The following is a 17,284-nucleotide window of genomic DNA, read 5'->3' on the forward strand; positions in this document are numbered from 1 at the left end:
CCCCGCTCATGGGGTTGAGCATGTAGGTCTCACATGCCCAATCGCTATTCGAACCTTTTTACCCAACGTAATTCTCTTGTTCTTTTGTTGTTGGGATTTGCCTCAGGCCTGCCTTTAGCCCTGACCGGCGGGACATTGCAAGCTTGGATGACAGTCGAAAACGTCGACCTGAAAACCATTGGTATTTTTTCCTTAGTCGGCCAAGCTTACGTTTTTAAGTTCCTTTGGTCCCCATTAATGGACCGCTATACCCCTTCCTTTTTGGGGCGTCGCCGAGGTTGGTTGATAATCAGCCAATTGCTATTAATCATCGCCATTATCGCCATGGGCTTTATGGAGCCGGCTAAACATTTATGGTGGCTGGCCGCTATTGCTGTGCTGGTTGCATTCTGTTCTGCATCGCAAGATATTGTTTTTGATGCCTACAAAACCGACTTACTCACGGCAGAAGAGCGCGGCACCGGTGCCGCAGTTTCCGTGCTGGGTTATCGCCTTGCCATGTTGGTATCTGGCGGGCTGGCGCTGTGGATAGCGGATCGCTATCTCGGTTGGCAATCCACTTACTGGCTGATGGCAGGGTTGATGCTCATTGGGGTATTTACCACCTTATTAGCCCCTGAACCCGACATTCGAATTGCTCCGCCGAAAACACTGGAACAGGCAATCGTCGAACCATTGCGCGATTTCTTTGGTCGCAACAATGCATGGCTAATTCTGCTGCTAATCGTGCTGTACAAAATGGGCGATGCCTTTGCCGCCAGCTTGAGCACCACTTTCTTGATTCGTGGAGTGGGATTTGATGCAGGTGAAGTCGGACTGGTCAATAAAACCCTAGGATTAATCGCCACAATTATTGGTGCACTGTATGGCGGCCTGCTGATGCAGCGCCTGAGTTTATTCAGGGCATTGATGATATTCGGCATTTTACAAGCCGTATCCAACATTGGCTATTGGCTATTATCCATTACAGACAAAAATATACTCTCCATGGGTAGCGCCATTTTCCTGGAAAATCTGTGTGGTGGGATGGGGACGGCGGCGTTTGTTGCTCTGCTGATGACGCTGTGTAATAAATCTTTCTCCGCGACACAATTTGCTTTGTTATCAGCATTATCCGCAGTGGGCCGTGTATATGTTGGCCCAATCGCCGGATGGTTTGTTGAAACACATGGCTGGCCTCTCTTCTATTTATTCTCCATTGCTGCGGCCATTCCTGGCCTGATATTGCTTTATATCTGCCGCAAGACGTTGGAGCATACGCAGAAAACAGATGAATTTATGCCGCGAACGGCGTTTAAAACGGCTTATCGCTGGGCATTACGCTTTTTGACAATTGGTTGCGTATTACTCGCTGCATGGTTGATTTTACTGATAAGTAATGCGCTAGATTGGACCGCAGCTACCCAAGTGGCTGACATGTTGCTGTTACGGGGTATTCAGCTCAGCGTGCTCGGTATGGTTCTCGGTGGGGTATTAGATTATCTCGCACTCAGGCGCGAAAAGTTAGCTTAATAAACCGCATTAAATGACAAAAGCCGGTATTTATACCGGCTTTTTTTATGGTTACAAAATAAGCTATCCGAATACTCCCCATCTGATTTGTTGAGATTAATCACAAATCCAAGCAACAATTGCAAAATATTATTCACAAAAAGAGATCTGCGTCACTTTCAACTATTTATCCTTTCGTGCTCTGAGTCTATGATGAGCGCACTTTTTGTTAGGGATTGTGTCCTTTTATTTCTCCTGACATCTTTCAACCACACAGAGGCATTTATGCGTAAAATTCTTATCGGTGCTGCGGCGCTGGCTGCGATCACCTTGGCTCCGGCTGTGCAAGCTGAATACCAATGGGGATTTGCTAATATCAGCATGAACTACTTAGACTGGACGCGCAGTACGACGCATAAATCAGGTAATTCTTCGCATAAAGATGACTTCGCATATATTGAGTTGGAAGGTGGGGCAGGTTATAGCTGGGGCGAAGTTTACGGCTTCTTTGACTTAGAAAACCCGTTCAATTCAAAAACGGCACAACCTGGTGATAACCAACGTTATACTTTCAAAACAACCGGGCGTTACTACTTAGGCGATACCGGTTTCAACCTGTATGGCCACCTTTACGGAACTTACTCACTGCCAAGTGCAGAAGGTAATAATTACAGTAACTTCCATGAAGTGAATACTTTGTACGGCATCGGCTATAACGCAACGGTTGCTGGCGTGTGGATGAAACCCTTCGTTGCACTGCATTATGTTGATCAAACCTATTACTCAGGCAATAACGGTTATGTTGTCGGTTGGGTTGCAGGTTATGACTTTACTGCATTCGATGAGAACTTCAGCATCACCAACTGGAATGAATTGGAGTTCAACCGCGCTGAGCGCTACGCCGCAGGTAACGGTGGCCGTGACGGGGTGAACGGAGCCATTGCGCTTTGGTGGACACCAATTAAGCAATTCACTACTGGTATTCAGTACCGTTATGCTTATAACAAATTAGGCGAAGATTTTTTACAAGATGGTATCGTTTATTCCATTAAATATAACTTCTAACTAAATGATTCCGGAGCAGCTATTTATAGCGCTCCGGAATATATTTAAATTTACCATTGCATCACATATTATTTACATAAAATAAGCTTACGAAATAATTAAAAATCAGTATTTACCACGAATAAAACGCCAATTACCGTTGTTTTTCCTTAACATCCTCAGTTTCACTCCCAAGCACTTTCGCCAACATATTGTTGCCATTAGTAAATTATCACGCTGCACAACATCTGTGACCCCCTTAACATAAAGTGTCAACAAGCCGCTGACACAATCTGATGTATGTTTACAGTCCTGCAACCTTCCCGTAAAATGCCCGCACACATGAAACGACAATAGAGCCCTTTTGTAATTGAGGTCGTTAGATGAGACTTAAGAAATACATTAAAAATATGGGTATGTTGTCTTTATTAGCAGCCACGGTAATGCTCAGTGGTTGCGATATGGTATTGATGAACCCCAAAGGCGCAATCGGAGTCGAGCAAAAAACACTGATACTCACTGCTATCGGTTTAATGTTGATCGTCGTAGTTCCGGTTATTTTTATGGCGTTTGCTTTTGCATGGAAGTACCGCGCGTCCAACAAAAGTGCGACCTACACCCCAAACTGGTCCCATTCCAACAAAATTGAGCTTGTTGTTTGGGCTGTTCCAATCATTATCATTGCTATTTTAGCCACGATAACTTGGAAAACCTCCCACGAACTTGACCCGTTCAAACCGCTCGAAGTGGCTGGTAAAGAACCGATCACTATTGAAGTGGTTTCCCTTGACTGGAAATGGCTGTTTATCTATCCAGAACAAGGTATTGCTACAGTAAATGAACTGGCTTTCCCTACTGACGTTCCGGTGAATTTTAAAATCACCTCCAACTCAGTAATGAACTCGTTCTTTATCCCTCAGTTAGGCGGGCAGATTTATGCGATGGCTGGGATGCAAACCAAATTGCATCTGATTGCTAACGAAGCCGGTAAATACAATGGTATTTCCAGCAGCTTCAGTGGCAAAGGCTTCTCTGGTATGAAATTCACTGCGATCGCAACACCTACGCAGGAAGACTTTAACCAGTGGGTCGCACAGGTGAAAAAATCGCCGAACACCCTGAATACCACTGACGATTTCAATAAACTGGCTGAACCGAGCGAAAATAACCCGGTTGAGTATTTCTCCAGTGTTAAACCGGAGCTGTTTAAGGGAATTATTGGCAAATTTATGGGCGATATGAACATGCACAAGAAAGGCGATGATACCCATAAAGGTATGGATATGAGCCAGGGCATGGATATGGGCGAACACGCCGCTCACGCCGGAGCCGAGGAATAAAACGATGTTGGGAAAATTAACACTTGATGCGGTTCCGCTACACGAACCAATCATTATGGTTACCGTTGCTGCAATTGTTCTGGGTGGGCTGGCTCTTGTCGCTGCCCTGACCTATTTCGGCAAATGGAAATGGTTATGGAGCGAATGGCTGACTTCGGTTGACCATAAAAAGATCGGTATCATGTACATTCTGGTCGCCATGGTCATGCTTTTGCGTGGTTTTGCCGACGCCATCATGATGCGTAGCCAGCAAGCACTTGCTTCCGCTGGCGAGGCCGGGTTCCTGCCGCCTCATCACTATGACCAGATTTTCACCGCTCACGGCGTTATCATGATTTTCTTCATGGCGATGCCTTTTGTGGTGGGTTTGATGAACGTGGTCGTACCGCTACAAATCGGTGCTCGTGACGTTGCCTTCCCGTTCCTGAACTCCCTGAGTTTCTGGTTCTTTGTCGTCGGGGTGGTGTTAATCAACATCTCTCTGGGGGTCGGTGAATTCGCGCAAACCGGTTGGTTGGCCTATCCGCCACTGTCAGGTAAAGAGTACAACCCAGGTGTCGGGGTCGATTACTGGATCTGGAGTCTACAGATTTCTGGTTTAGGGACTTTGCTGACCGGTGTTAACTTCTTCGCCACTATTTTGAAAATGCGTGCGCCTGGCATGTCGATGATGAAGATGCCTGTCTTCACATGGGCGGCACTTTGCACCAACATTTTAATTATCGTTTCTTTCCCGATCCTGACTGTGACCGTCGCGTTGCTGACTCTGGACCGCTACCTTGGCACCCATTTCTTTACCAATGATATGGGTGGCAACATGATGATGTACATCAACCTGATTTGGGCCTGGGGCCATCCGGAAGTGTACATTCTGGTTCTGCCGGTATTTGGGGTATTCTCCGAAGTTACCGCGACTTTCTCCAGAAAGCGTCTGTTTGGTTACACCTCTTTAGTGTGGGCAACCATCGCGATTACCGTACTGTCGTTTATTGTTTGGCTGCACCACTTCTTCACCATGGGGTCAGGTGCCAACGTTAACGCCTTCTTCGGTATAGCGACCATGATTATTTCCATCCCAACTGGGGTGAAAATCTTCAACTGGCTGTTCACCATGTACCAAGGCCGTATTCAGCTTAACTCCGCGATGTTGTGGACTATTGGCTTCATCGTCACCTTCTCTATTGGTGGGATGACCGGCGTTCTGTTAGCTGTACCGGGCGCAAACTTTGTACTGCATAACAGCTTGTTCCTGATTGCCCACTTCCATAACGTGATTATCGGTGGTGTGGTGTTCGGTTGCTTCGCTGGCCTGACCTATTGGTGGCCTAAATCCTTCGGCTTCACGCTGAATGAGAAATGGGGTATCCGTGCATTCTGGTTCTGGATTATCGGCTTCTTCGTTGCCTTTATGCCACTGTATGTACTGGGCTTTATGGGCATGACCCGTCGTCTGAGCCAGGACATCAACCCAGAATTCCACGCGATGTTAATGGTGGCAGCTGGCGGTGCAGTGCTGATTGCTTGCGGTATCTTGTGCCAGGTTATCCAGGTGTTCGTCAGTATCCGTGACCGCGAGCAGAATCGTGACCTGACCGGTGACCCATGGGGTGGCCGTACGCTGGAGTGGTCTACCTCTTCCCCACCGCCGTTCTATAACTTCGCTGTTGTTCCTGAAGTGACAGACCGTGACGAATTCTGGGATATGAAAGAGAAAGGCGAAGCATACAAACGCCCAGCGAAATATGAAGAAATCCACATGCCGAAGAACACCGGTGCAGGTGTGATTATTGCTGGCTTCAGCTTGATCTTCGGCTTTGCCATGATCTGGTACATCTGGTGGCTGGCCATCGTTGGCTTCGTCGGCATGATTGTGACCTGGATTGTGAAAAGCTTCGACGAGGATGTTGATTACTATGTGCCAGTTGCAGAAGTGGAGCGCATTGAAGATCTTCATCATGAACAAATCAGCAAAGCAGGCGTGAATCATGTCAACTGAAACTCTGACTAACCATAACGTCGCCCATGCAGAGCATGGGCATCACGATGCAGGAGCGACGAAAGTATTCGGCTTCTGGATCTACTTGATGAGCGACTGTATTTTGTTTGCGACCTTGTTTGCAACTTATGCAGTGCTGGTAAACGGGACCGCTGGCGGTCCTTCAGGCCGGGATATCTTCGACTTGAACTTTGTTCTGGTCGAAACTTTCCTGTTGCTGTTTAGTAGTATTACTTACGGCATCGCGATGCTGGGCATGAACAAAGGCCACAAAAACCAGGTTAATACCTGGTTAGGTCTAACTTTCCTGTTCGGCCTGGGCTTTGTGGCAATGGAAATCTATGAATTCCATCACCTGATTGCTGAAGGTTACGGCCCGGATCGCAGCGCGTTCCTGTCTAGCTTCTTCGCACTGGTTGCCACCCACGGTATTCACGTTACCGCTGGCCTGGTTTGGATCATCATTATGATGATTCAAGTAGCAAAACGCGGCCTGAATGAAACGAACCGTACCCGCCTGATGTGCCTGAGCTTGTTCTGGCACTTCCTGGATGTGGTCTGGATCTGCGTATTCACCGTTGTCTATCTGTTAGGAGCTATGTGATGAGCCATCCAACATCTAGTCATTCAACAACGACTCACGGTGGAGCCAGCCACGGTAGCTTGAAGTCATATATTATTGGCTTCATTCTGTCGGTCATTCTGACTGTTATTCCATTCGCTATGGTGATGAGCGGTACCGCCTCCCATACGACTATTCTGGCCACAGTGGTCGGTTTAGCCGTGGTGCAGATTATCGTGCACCTGGTGTACTTCCTACATATGAATGGATCGTCCGAGGAACGTTGGAATCTGGTGGCTTTCCTGTTCACCGCTATGATTATCGCAATCGTTGTTGTGGGCTCACTCTGGATTATGTACAACCTCAACATCAATATGATGGTTGACTGAAGAGCTGCATGTGATGATTAAGCAATACCTGCAAGTAACTAAACCAGGAATTATTTTCGGCAATTTAATTTCTGTCGTTGGGGGATTTCTCCTCGCTTCCAAAGGCGTGATTGATTACCCCCTTTTTCTCGCCACCCTGTTCGGTGTCTCGTTAGTTGTTGCCTCCGGGTGCGTTTTTAACAACTATATCGACCGTGATATCGACCGCATCATGGAGAGAACGAAGAATCGTGTCCTGGTAAAAGGGCTTATCGATCCGAAAGTGAGCCTGATTTATGCAACAGTGCTGGGTATTGCTGGCATGCTGCTGCTCTATGTTGCCGCTAACCCATTAGCCATGTGGCTGGCTGTGATTGGTTTCGTGATTTATGTCGGGGTTTATAGCCTCTATATGAAACGCAAATCCGTCTACGGCACATTGATTGGCAGCTTGTCAGGTGCCGCCCCACCGGTGATTGGTTACTGTGCCGTTACTGGGCAGTTTGATATGGGTGCCTTGATCCTGCTGCTTATTTTCAGCTTGTGGCAAATGCCGCATTCCTACGCCATCGCTATTTTCCGCTTTAAGGATTATCAAGCTGCCAACATTCCGGTTCTGCCGGTGATAAAAGGAATATCGGTCACCAAAAACCATATTACCCTTTATATTTTGGCATTTATGGTCGCCACCTTGATGCTGACCTTAAGTGGTTATGCCGGTTACAAATACTTGGTTGTAGCTGCTGCGGTGAGTGTCTGGTGGTTGGGGATGGCATTACGCGGTTACAAGGCAACCAATGACATCGTATGGGCGAGAAAACTCTTTGTATTCTCTATCATTGCCATTACGTCATTGAGCGTCATGATGTCTGTTGATTTCAATGTCCCTACATCGGCTGGGTTACTGACTTACGTCGGATAACTTCAACCCTGTTGATCTGAAAGTGGCTGTTACCTACAGCCACTTTTTATTTCTGCTTTGCCCTCCCCTGCTGTTAACTAAAAACTCGCCTGTAATACATTCTAAACATCAATAGATTTACTGGCTGTGCCCAACATCATTACAATGGGAGAGAATGTTTTTTTGAGGTGGTAATGAACGACAATAAAATGACCCCACTGGAGCTTCGGGCGACCTGGGGGCTGGGTACAGTATTCTCTTTGCGCATGCTCGGCATGTTTATGGTTTTGCCGGTTCTCACCACCTACGGCATGGCGCTTTCCGGTGCCAGTGAAGCACTGATTGGTATCGCTATTGGCATCTATGGACTGTCTCAGGCCATTTTCCAGATCCCATTCGGGCTAGTTTCTGATCGCATCGGCCGTAAGCCGTTAATCGTCGGCGGCCTGTTGATTTTTGCTCTGGGAAGTGTCATTGCGGCCATGAGTGATTCAATCTGGGGCATCATTCTGGGCCGTGCGCTGCAAGGCTCCGGAGCGATCGCCGCCGCCGTCATGGCGCTGTTATCAGATTTGACTCGTGAACAAAACCGCACTAAAGCGATGGCATTTATTGGTGTCAGCTTTGGCGTCACTTTTGCCATCGCCATGGTGCTCGGGCCAATTGTCACCCATGCTTTTGGCTTGCAAGCCCTGTTTTGGAGCATCGCCCTACTCGCGCTATTGGGCATTGTTATAACCTTAGCCGTGGTGCCGGATGCCGATAGCCATGTGCTGAATCGCGAATCCAGTATCGTCAAGGGCAGTGTGAGCAAAGTGCTCAACAATAGCCGGCTACTCAAACTCAATTTTGGCATTATGTGTTTGCACATATTATTGATGTCGAGCTTCGTGGCCTTGCCACAGATGATGGCCAGTGCGGGCTTAGCGCCTGCTCAACACTGGATTGTCTATCTGGTGACCATGTTGGTCTCCTTCGCCGCAGTCGTACCGTTTATTATTTATGCTGAAGTCAAACGCCGCATGAAACAGGTCTTTATGGGCTGTGTCGCAGTACTGTTTGCCGCCGAAGTGGTGCTGTGGTCTGCCGGGCAACAACTGTGGATTATCATTGCTGGCGTGCAACTATTCTTTATTGCTTTCAATGTGATGGAAGCCATATTGCCGTCATTGATCAGTAAAGAATCGCCAGCCGGCTATAAAGGCACTGCAATGGGGATTTACTCCACCAGCCAGTTTATTGGTGTAGCTATCGGCGGCAGTTTAGGTGGCTGGATATTTGGTATGGAAGGGGCAAGTATGGTGTTTGCGGGTGGTGCAGTTGTTGCGCTGGTGTGGTTTGGCGTCAGTGCCACCATGCAAGAGCCACCTTATGTCAGTAGCCTGCGCATTACCTTGTCAGAATTGGCAGTAAAAGATTCAGCCTTGGAAGAGCGGATCAGAGCACAACCCGGTGTCACGGAGGCCGTGGTGGTAAGAGCCGAGCGCAGCGCTTATGTCAAAGTCGATACCAAAAAAACCAATCGCAATCAGCTAGAAGAATTAGTTAACGCGATATAACCCAAATCAGGTACAGAATTTTGTACCTGATTTAGCTAAGTATCAGTCGCGGAAGTTATTGAACTGGAATGGTTGGCCCAAATCAGCACCACGAATCAATGCCATCACACCCTGCAAATCATCACGCGCTTTACCGGTAACCCGAACTTGTTCACCTTGAATCTGTGCCTGAACTTTCAGTTTGCTGTCTTTAATCAGCTTAACCAGCTTCTTAGCCTGAGCACTTTCAATCCCTTGCTTCAATTTGGCATCCACACTGTAGGTTTTGCCACTGCGGTCCATTTCTTCCGGGATTTCCAATGCCGCCCCTTCAATGCCGCGTTTGGTCAATTGAGCACGCAAAATATCCAGCAGCTGCTCAACCTGGAAATCAGATTCACTGGCCACTTTGATACTTTCGTTCTTTTCATTTAACTCAAAACTCGCAGGAACATTACGGAAATCCCAACGGTTTGCCAGATCACGGGTGGCGTTTTCCACTGCGTTGCGCACTTCTTGCATATCAATTTCAGATACGATGTCGAAAGATGGCATATTCCCTCCTCCTGATAAGATGAATGGTAAGCATAATAACCGCTTTATCCCAACAGACAAAGCCAAGTGCAGACAATTGCTCAATTCCTCTACGGTTCTGGGTGAAGCCGGTTTGTAGCTAACTCTTCGTTTTGTGACCCAAAAGTCTATAATCAGAGCATAATACTGAGAAAACACTGTATATCCCCAAGTGACTTCGAGATGCAGGTAGGCGGCAACCGAGTAAATCTCCAAGAGCTTAGATAACTAAGTGACTGGGGTGAGCAAGGGCAGCCAACACCCCTGCATATTGAAGGGCGACGGGTATATTTCCGCCCATACCAAGGAGGTCTCAATGAAAATTACTGTGCTTGGTTGCGGAGCTCTCGGGCAGTTGTGGTTATCAGCGCTATACCAGCAAGGCCACGATGTGCAAGGCTGGCTTCGTGTGCCACAGCCCTACTGTTCAGTTAATGTCATATTGTTAGGTGGCGAAGCATTCAATCAGAACCTCCCCACTAATGATCCTGAGCATCTGTCAAAAAGTGAATTATTATTGGTTTGCTTAAAGGCATGGCAAGTATCCAGTGCCATCACCGGCTTACTGCCCAAACTTAACCCCGAATGTAAGATTTTACTGTTACATAATGGGATGGGCACACAGGAAGAATTACCACGGGATGACCATCTTTTTCTCCATGGTGTGACTACCCATGCTGCGCGCCGGGATGGCAACACCATCGTCCATGTCGCCAGCGGTATTACTCATATAGGCCCAATGTCCCCCATTGCGACCAACATCAGCCAGTTGGCCGACATTTTGCATCAGGCCCTGCCGGACGTAGCCTGGCATGACGACATTTCTGCGGCATGTTGGCAAAAACTGGCGGTAAACTGTGTGATTAATCCGCTTACCGGCCTATATAACTGCCGCAATGGGGATCTGCAACGCTATCCAGAACTGATTGAGAAATTATGTGCTGAGGTCGCCAGTGTGATGGAGATGGAGGGCTACCATACCTCAACCAGCAGCCTGTTAAGCTATGTCAATGATGTTATCCAGAGTACCGCCAATAACATCTCATCACTATTACAGGATTTACGCTGCCAACGGCACACCGAAATAGACTACATCACCGGCTATTTACTGCGGCGCGCGCGCAGTCACGGCATGACCTTGCCGGAGAATGCCCGGTTGTATGACTTAATTAAACGTAAGGAAAATGAGTATGAGCGTATCGGCGCTGGTTTGTCTGGCTCCTGGTAGTGAAGAAACCGAGGCCGTCACCACCATTGATATTCTGGTGCGTGCGGGGATTAACGTCACGACCGCCAGTGTCTCCAGTGACGGCGCACTGGAAATTGTGTGTTCACGCGGCGTCCGGTTACTGGCTGATACTCGCCTGGTGGATGTAGCGGATCAAAAGTTTGATGTGGTAGTGCTTCCCGGCGGGATTAAGGGCGCAGAATGCTTTCGCGACAGCCCATTGTTAGTCGCCACTGTAGAACAAACACATAAAGAGGGCCGTTTGGTCGCCGCCATTTGCGCCGCACCCGCCTTAGTCCTTGAGCATCACCAGTTATTCCCGGTTGGCAATATGACTGGCTTTCCGGCATTAAAAAACAAAATTGATCCAACAAAATGGATGGATCAACGTGTTGTTTATGACCGGCGAGTCAATCTGGTCACCAGCCAGGGGCCAGGAACATCCATCGATTTCGCGCTAAAGATTGTTTTTTTACTGCTCGGACGAGAAAAGGCCGAAGAGATCGCCTGGCAACTGGTACTACCGCCAGGGATTTATAACTATACCCTTCGGACTTGAAGCCGCAGAGTTGTTAGCTACACGCGCTCACCCGAATCACTTACCTGAGTAAGCTCATCGGGATGAGTTTGCTGGCTGCCTACCTGCAACTCCAATTACTTTGGGTATATAATGAATATGATCATAGCAACCACTGCGCAAGCCCAGAATGGCGAAGCGCAGTAGCCGTTAACATCCCGCAACAAGGCGTAGCGAGCGAAAGGAGTTTGAGTGCGCACTGCGCGCAGAACCCGGAGCGTACACGTAGTACGTGAGGAGTTCGAGTACAGCGCAAGCTCAAAATCCACACGCGCAGTAGCCGTTAGCTTATTACCTTTAAGGGCGGTAAACTTTCACATTGGTATAGCCCTGCTCGCGCAGATATAAAGCCTGCAAACGGCTCATTACACCGCGATCGCAATACAACAAATAGTTTTTGCTCTGATCCAAATCGGCAAATTGCGAACTCAATTTATAGAATGGCAGCGCTCGGACTTCAATTCCGTCTAACTTCAGTGGCTTTTCATCCTGCTCATCGGGCGCACGGATATCCAGCAACACATCGGTATCCGCCAGCTCGGCGACAGTTTCAACTTCAACCACCTGCTCACGGCTTTGTTCAGCAATTTCACGGATATCAACGTTTTTGGCTTCATTTACAACTCGGTCCAAAATGGAGAAATCGAAGTGAGATTCTTCTTCTTCAATTTTGGCTTTAACCGCTTTCACCGTCGGGCTTTTTGAAATCACACCGCAATATTCTGGCATGGTCTTAGCAAAATCTTCGGTGCCGATTTCACGCGCCAGATTGATGATGTGCTCTTTGTCATGCGAGATCAGTGGGCGCAAGATCAGCGTGTCAGAGGCATTATCAATCAAACGCAAGTTGGTCAGTGTCTGGCTGGACACCTGCCCTAGCGCCTCACCAGTGACTAGCGCTTGCACGCCATAACGTTCTGCAACTTGAGACGCCGCACGCACCATCATGCGCTTCAACACCACGCCCATCTGGCCATCTTCGACTTTTTCGAGAATTTCGCCCACCACTGGCTCAAAATCAATGGCAACAAAACGCACCCGATGGGAGCTACCAAAACGATTCCACAGATAATGAGCGACTTGCTTCACCCCAATCTCATGAGCGGAGCCACCAAGATTGAAGAAACAATAATGCACGCGACAGCCACGGCGCATCAGCATATAGCTGGAGACACCCGAGTCAAAACCGCCGGAAATCAGAGATAAAACATCTTCCTGCGTCCCAATCGGGAAGCCGCCCAATCCTTCATGACGCGCCTTGATCAGTGTCAGCTTGCCTTGATCAACTTCTAAATGGACTGTGACCTGAGGATGAGTCAGTTTAACTTTCGCACTTTCAATATGTTGATTCAAACCGCCGCCAACATATCGCTCAATATCACCCGATGAAAACTCATGTTTGCCACGGCGTTTCACCCGAACACAGAATGTTTTTCCGATCAGAGTTTCACGATAGGCTTCCAGCGTTTGCTCGAAAATATTGTGCATATCAGTGTAGCTGCGATCTTCCACTTCGAGGATATGGTGGATCCCTGGGACACGGGTCAGAGCATCACAAATCTGTGGGCCAAGATTGTCATCTTTAGTCCGGATTTCAATATGATCCCAATGGCGAACCACCGCGAGGGTATCATCCTCAAGGTTTTTCAATACATTGCGGATATTGGTTGTGAGGATCTTAATGAAGCGCAATCGCACAGATTGACTCTTGATGGTGATTTCTGGGAACAATTTAATGATAAACTTCATGGCGGTCTTTAGTTGTCTGGTTATGGAGTGATGGCGTCGCTATTGAGAGCAACAGTCAAAAGTGTTAGCGAAAACATGCAAGCCGAGGAGTATATCACTATATGATGTGCTGCTGCGTACTAAAAACCGGGCTTAAACGTCACGATTTCCCCTTCATTATCCGCTAGAATAGCCGGTAATACATTTTTGACCTGAAGAGTTGCTCTCTGTAAGCAGGAAGACGTTACGCGCCATCTAAGGTTACGTTTCATAAAAATACCGAGTCGAATAAAACTATGCCGAAAAAAGCCGCATCACCTGAAACCAAAGCTGCCAGTTTTGAGACATCACTCAGCGAACTGGAACAGATTGTTACTCGCCTGGAGTCCGGCGAGCTTCCGCTGGAAGAGGCATTAAATGAGTTTGAGCGCGGGGTGCAATTAGCACGTCTTGGGCAGCAAACCTTGCTGCAAGCTGAACAACGCGTTCAAGTTCTGTTGAGCGACGATGTTGATGCGCCATTAACCCCTTTCACTCCAGATACTGAGTAGCCTTATGTCTAACATTCACTCCTCAGTGGACTTCAATCAGCAGCTTGCCGCGCACCAGCAGCGAATCAACCAAGCTCTGTTGGATTTCATTGCGCCGCTTCCTTTTGGCAACAGTGATTTGGTTGAGGCGATGCGCTATGGTGCCGTGCTGGGTGGTAAACGGCTGCGCCCTTATTTGGTTTACGCCACCGGCCAAATGTTCGGCCTGCCACTGACCTGTTTGGATGCCCCTGCGGCGGCAATTGAATGTATCCATGCTTATTCATTAATTCATGATGATTTACCGGCGATGGATGACGATGATTTGCGCCGTGGGCAGCCAACTTGCCATGTGAAGTTTGGTGAAGCCAATGCCATTCTGGCCGGTGATGCATTGCAAACACTGGCATTTTCTATCCTGGCAGAAGCCCCAATGCCCGGTGTGGCAGATAAAGACCGCCTGTCGATGATTGCAGAATTAGCCCATGCCAGTGGTGTGGCGGGCATGTGTGGCGGTCAGGCTTTGGATCTGGAAGCAGAAACTCGCCAGATTGCACTCGCTGACCTTGAAAAAATCCACCGGCATAAAACCGGAGCATTGATCCGTGCAGCCATGCGTCTCGGCGCTTTGGCAGCCGGTGCCCCTGGCCGCGAAGCATTGCCATTACTTGACCGCTATGCAAACGCCATCGGTCTGGCCTTTCAGGTGCAAGACGATATTTTAGATGTTATTGGTGATACCGCTACAATTGGTAAGCGCCAGGGGTCAGATCAGCAACACGGAAAAAGCACCTATCCAGCACTTCTGGGGTTAGATTGCGCCAAAGCCAAAGCCATGGACCTTTATCAGGAAGCCGTTAGCGCCCTGAATGAGTTGTCAGAGCAATCCTATAACATAGCGCCACTACAGGCTTTAGCCTGTTTTATTATTGAGCGTGATAATTAGAAATATACTGGCAGTCCGTGAGTGCCTACTTAAACTTTTGATATGAGCATCGAATGAGTATTGATATAGCCAAATACCCGACATTGGCACTTGCTGAGAATCCTGAAGAACTGCGCATGTTGCCGAAAGAAAGTCTGCCGAAGTTATGTGATGAACTGCGGCAGTATTTGCTTGCCTCTGTCAGCCGATCCAGTGGGCATTTTGCTTCTGGGTTAGGCGTGGTTGAGCTGACTGTCGCGTTACATTACGTCTACAATACGCCGTTTGATAGCCTGGTGTGGGACGTTGGCCATCAGGCTTATCCGCACAAAATATTAACCGGCCGCCGTGAGCAGATAGGTACCATTCGCCAGAAAGATGGTTTACATCCTTTCCCATGGCGTGATGAAAGTGAATATGACGTACTTTCTGTCGGCCACTCCTCAACCTCCATCAGTGCGGGTTTGGGGATGGCGGTTGCCGCCGAGCATGAAGGCAAAGGCCGGCGTACCGTGTGTGTGATTGGTGACGGTGCCATTACTGCCGGCATGGCTTTCGAAGCGATGAATCATGCCGGGGATATTCATTCAGACATGCTGGTTATCCTTAACGATAACGAAATGTCTATTTCAGAAAACGTAGGCGGCCTGAACAACCATTTGGCCCAGCTATTATCTGGCAAACTCTACGCCAGCCTACGAGAAGGCGGAAAGAAAGCACTTTCGGGTTTACCGCCAATTAAAGACTTGCTGAAACGCACCGAAGAACACCTGAAAGGCATGGTGGTACCCAGCACCTTATTTGAAGAGTTGGGTTTTAATTATATCGGCCCGATTGATGGCCACGACGTGCAAGCCTTGACACAAACATTGAAAAACATGCGCAGCCTAAAAGGCCCGCAACTGTTACATATCATGACCAAGAAGGGCAAAGGCTACGCCCCAGCTGAAAAAGATCCCATTGGCTGGCACGCTGTGCCTAAGTTTGATCCGGCCTCTGGCACCTTACCGAAAAGTCAGGGCAACCTACCCACTTATTCTAAAATCTTCGGCGAATGGTTATGTGAAACCGCCGCTAAAGACAGTCAGTTAATGGCAGTAACACCCGCAATGCGTGAAGGTTCGGGGATGGTGCGCTTCTCGCGTGAATATCCACAACAGTATTTTGATGTGGCGATAGCCGAACAACACGCCGTGACCTTTGCTGCTGGCTTAGCTATTGGCGGCTACAAACCGGTCGTTGCTATCTACTCGACTTTCCTGCAACGGGCTTATGACCAGCTGATCCACGATGTTGCTATCCAGAATCTGCCAGTATTATTCGCCATTGACCGCGGCGGTTTAGTGGGGGCGGATGGCCAAACCCACCAGGGCGCATTCGATCTATCATTCATGCGCTGCATCCCTAACATGGTAATTATGACCCCTAGTGATGAGAACGAGTGCCGCCAAATGCTGCACACCGGCTATCACCACCAAGGGCCTGCGGCAGTGCGTTACCCGCGAGGCAATGGCACTGGCGTAACATTAGAGCCACTAGAAATAATGCCTATTGGTAAAGGGATCGTGCGCCGCGAAGGTGAAAAAATTGCCATCCTGTGCTTTGGGACATTACTGGCACAGGCGCAAATGGTAGCCGACAATCTGAATGCCACACTGGTAGATATGCGTTTCGTTAAACCATTGGATGAAGAATTGGTACTGGAACTGGCTGCCAGCCACGAGGTACTGGTTACTGTAGAAGAAAACGCCATTATGGGCGGTGCAGGCAGTGGTGTGAATGAACTGCTAATGGCAAAACGCCAGTTAGTGCCAGTATTGAATCTCGGTTTACCAGACAGCTTTGTTCCACAAGGTGAACAAGATGAAATGCGGGCTGAATTTGGTTTAGATGCTGCGGGAATACAGCGCCAGATTGAAGCCTGGTTGGAGTGATAATAATTAAGGCATAACCACTCGGTTATGCCTTTGTTCTAATGGCTATTTAATAAAATAAATCTATTGGCCAATAGTGCCCGATGACAAAAATAATCGCGGCTGCAACCACACCGGCAATAATGTCATCCACCATGATGCCCATCCCGCCATGAACGTTGCGATCAAACCAGCGAATCGGCCACGGCTTCCAGATATCAAAAATACGAAATACCACAAACCCGGCGACGACCCATTGCCAATCATTGACTGGCAGTGCCATCAAGGTAATCCACATTCCGACAAATTCATCCCAAACGATACTGCCATGGTCATGAACTTGCATATCTTTGGCGGTGCGGTGACAGATATAAACACCAATACAGATGCTAAACATCACCGCCAGAGAATAGAGTTGCCAGGGTAACTGAATCAATAACAGCCAGAAAGGAATCGCAGCAATAGACCCCATGGTACCCGGAGCCCACGGCGATAAACCACTGCCAAAACCCGTCGCCAACAAGTGCCACGGATTAGATAACCGCAGACGACGTTTGGCTTCATTCATGC

Annotated in this window: 16 protein-coding genes; 13 read left to right on the forward strand and 3 right to left on the reverse strand. The window is 48.3% G+C overall.

Annotated features, from left to right (window positions below):
- The first annotated feature begins 33 nt into the window (after nt 1-33).
- The 8 genes from ampG (at nt 34) to DXZ79_RS14865 (ending at nt 9,261) form a co-directional block, all read left to right on the forward strand.
- Nucleotides 34-1,512: a muropeptide MFS transporter AmpG gene (gene ampG, locus DXZ79_RS14830; protein ID WP_038631505.1), complete on the forward strand. Its 1,479-nt coding sequence runs from the start codon at nt 34-36 to the stop codon at nt 1,510-1,512.
- Nucleotides 1,513-1,776: 264 nt separating this feature from the next.
- Nucleotides 1,777-2,556: a nucleoside-specific channel-forming Tsx family protein gene (locus DXZ79_RS14835; protein ID WP_038631503.1), complete on the forward strand. Its 780-nt coding sequence runs from the start codon at nt 1,777-1,779 to the stop codon at nt 2,554-2,556.
- A gap of 362 nt (nt 2,557-2,918) precedes the next feature.
- The gene (gene cyoA, locus DXZ79_RS14840; RefSeq protein WP_050291377.1) at nt 2,919-3,875 is read left to right on the forward strand and encodes a cytochrome o ubiquinol oxidase subunit II; all 957 of its coding nucleotides are present in this window, start codon (nt 2,919-2,921) and stop codon (nt 3,873-3,875) included.
- 4 nt (nt 3,876-3,879) lie between these two features.
- Nucleotides 3,880-5,871 carry a cytochrome o ubiquinol oxidase subunit I gene (cyoB, locus tag DXZ79_RS14845; RefSeq protein ID WP_050291378.1) on the forward strand — a complete coding sequence of 664 codons (1,992 nt, stop codon included), beginning with the start codon at nt 3,880-3,882 and terminating at the stop codon, nt 5,869-5,871.
- The gene (locus DXZ79_RS14850) at nt 5,861-6,475 is read left to right on the forward strand and encodes a cytochrome o ubiquinol oxidase subunit III (protein WP_005163525.1); all 615 of its coding nucleotides are present in this window, start codon (nt 5,861-5,863) and stop codon (nt 6,473-6,475) included. Before cyoB ends, DXZ79_RS14850 begins: the two co-directional genes overlap by 11 nt.
- Nucleotides 6,475-6,822 (forward strand): cytochrome o ubiquinol oxidase subunit IV, encoded by a 348-nt coding sequence (locus DXZ79_RS14855; protein ID WP_005163527.1) that lies wholly within the window; start codon nt 6,475-6,477, stop codon nt 6,820-6,822. Before DXZ79_RS14850 ends, DXZ79_RS14855 begins: the two co-directional genes overlap by 1 nt.
- A 13-nt stretch (nt 6,823-6,835) precedes the next feature.
- Nucleotides 6,836-7,723 carry a heme o synthase gene (cyoE, locus tag DXZ79_RS14860; protein ID WP_038631497.1) on the forward strand — a complete coding sequence of 296 codons (888 nt, stop codon included), beginning with the start codon at nt 6,836-6,838 and terminating at the stop codon, nt 7,721-7,723.
- A 173-nt stretch (nt 7,724-7,896) separates the two neighbouring features.
- Complete coding sequence (locus DXZ79_RS14865; protein ID WP_038631495.1) at nt 7,897-9,261, forward strand: MFS transporter; 1,365 nt, start codon at nt 7,897-7,899, stop codon at nt 9,259-9,261.
- A 42-nt stretch (nt 9,262-9,303) separates the two neighbouring features.
- Here the strand turns inward: DXZ79_RS14865 and DXZ79_RS14870 are convergent, their stop codons facing one another.
- On the reverse strand, nt 9,304-9,795 hold the full coding sequence (locus tag DXZ79_RS14870) for a YajQ family cyclic di-GMP-binding protein (RefSeq protein ID WP_004393506.1): 492 nt from the start codon (nt 9,793-9,795) through the stop codon (nt 9,304-9,306).
- A 334-nt stretch (nt 9,796-10,129) separates the two neighbouring features.
- On the opposite strand from DXZ79_RS14870, the gene panE reads away from it, so the two are divergent.
- Together panE and yajL are read left to right on the forward strand one after the other, a co-directional pair.
- Nucleotides 10,130-11,041, forward strand: coding sequence for a 2-dehydropantoate 2-reductase (gene panE / locus DXZ79_RS14880; RefSeq protein WP_038631493.1), 912 nt, complete (start codon nt 10,130-10,132; stop codon nt 11,039-11,041).
- Nucleotides 11,004-11,600 (forward strand): protein deglycase YajL, encoded by a 597-nt coding sequence (gene yajL, locus DXZ79_RS14885; RefSeq protein ID WP_120011406.1) that lies wholly within the window; start codon nt 11,004-11,006, stop codon nt 11,598-11,600. The genes panE and yajL overlap by 38 nt, the downstream gene beginning before the upstream one ends.
- A 315-nt stretch (nt 11,601-11,915) precedes the next feature.
- On the opposite strand, the gene thiI is transcribed toward yajL, so the two are convergent.
- The gene (thiI, locus tag DXZ79_RS14890; protein ID WP_038631490.1) at nt 11,916-13,367 is read right to left on the reverse strand and encodes a tRNA uracil 4-sulfurtransferase ThiI; all 1,452 of its coding nucleotides are present in this window, start codon (nt 13,365-13,367) and stop codon (nt 11,916-11,918) included.
- A gap of 275 nt (nt 13,368-13,642) precedes the next feature.
- Between thiI and xseB the strand changes: the two genes are divergently transcribed.
- The 3 genes from xseB to dxs are packed head-to-tail and all read left to right on the forward strand — an operon-like array spanning nt 13,643 to nt 16,735.
- Nucleotides 13,643-13,897, forward strand: coding sequence for an exodeoxyribonuclease VII small subunit (xseB, locus tag DXZ79_RS14895; protein ID WP_038631488.1), 255 nt, complete (start codon nt 13,643-13,645; stop codon nt 13,895-13,897).
- A 4-nt stretch (nt 13,898-13,901) separates the two neighbouring features.
- The gene (ispA, locus tag DXZ79_RS14900; protein ID WP_038631486.1) at nt 13,902-14,822 is read left to right on the forward strand and encodes a (2E,6E)-farnesyl diphosphate synthase; all 921 of its coding nucleotides are present in this window, start codon (nt 13,902-13,904) and stop codon (nt 14,820-14,822) included.
- A gap of 53 nt (nt 14,823-14,875) precedes the next feature.
- Nucleotides 14,876-16,735, forward strand: a complete 1,860-nt coding sequence (dxs, locus tag DXZ79_RS14905) for a 1-deoxy-D-xylulose-5-phosphate synthase (RefSeq protein WP_050291380.1) — start codon at nt 14,876-14,878, stop codon at nt 16,733-16,735.
- Nucleotides 16,736-16,784: 49 nt separating this feature from the next.
- On the opposite strand, the gene pgpA is transcribed toward dxs, so the two are convergent.
- On the reverse strand, nt 16,785-17,282 hold the full coding sequence (pgpA, locus tag DXZ79_RS14910) for a phosphatidylglycerophosphatase A (protein WP_038639382.1): 498 nt from the start codon (nt 17,280-17,282) through the stop codon (nt 16,785-16,787).
- Nucleotides 17,283-17,284: the final 2 nt, after the last annotated feature.

Source organism: Yersinia rochesterensis (assembly GCF_003600645.1).
Lineage (GTDB): Bacteria > Pseudomonadota > Gammaproteobacteria > Enterobacterales > Enterobacteriaceae > Yersinia > Yersinia rochesterensis.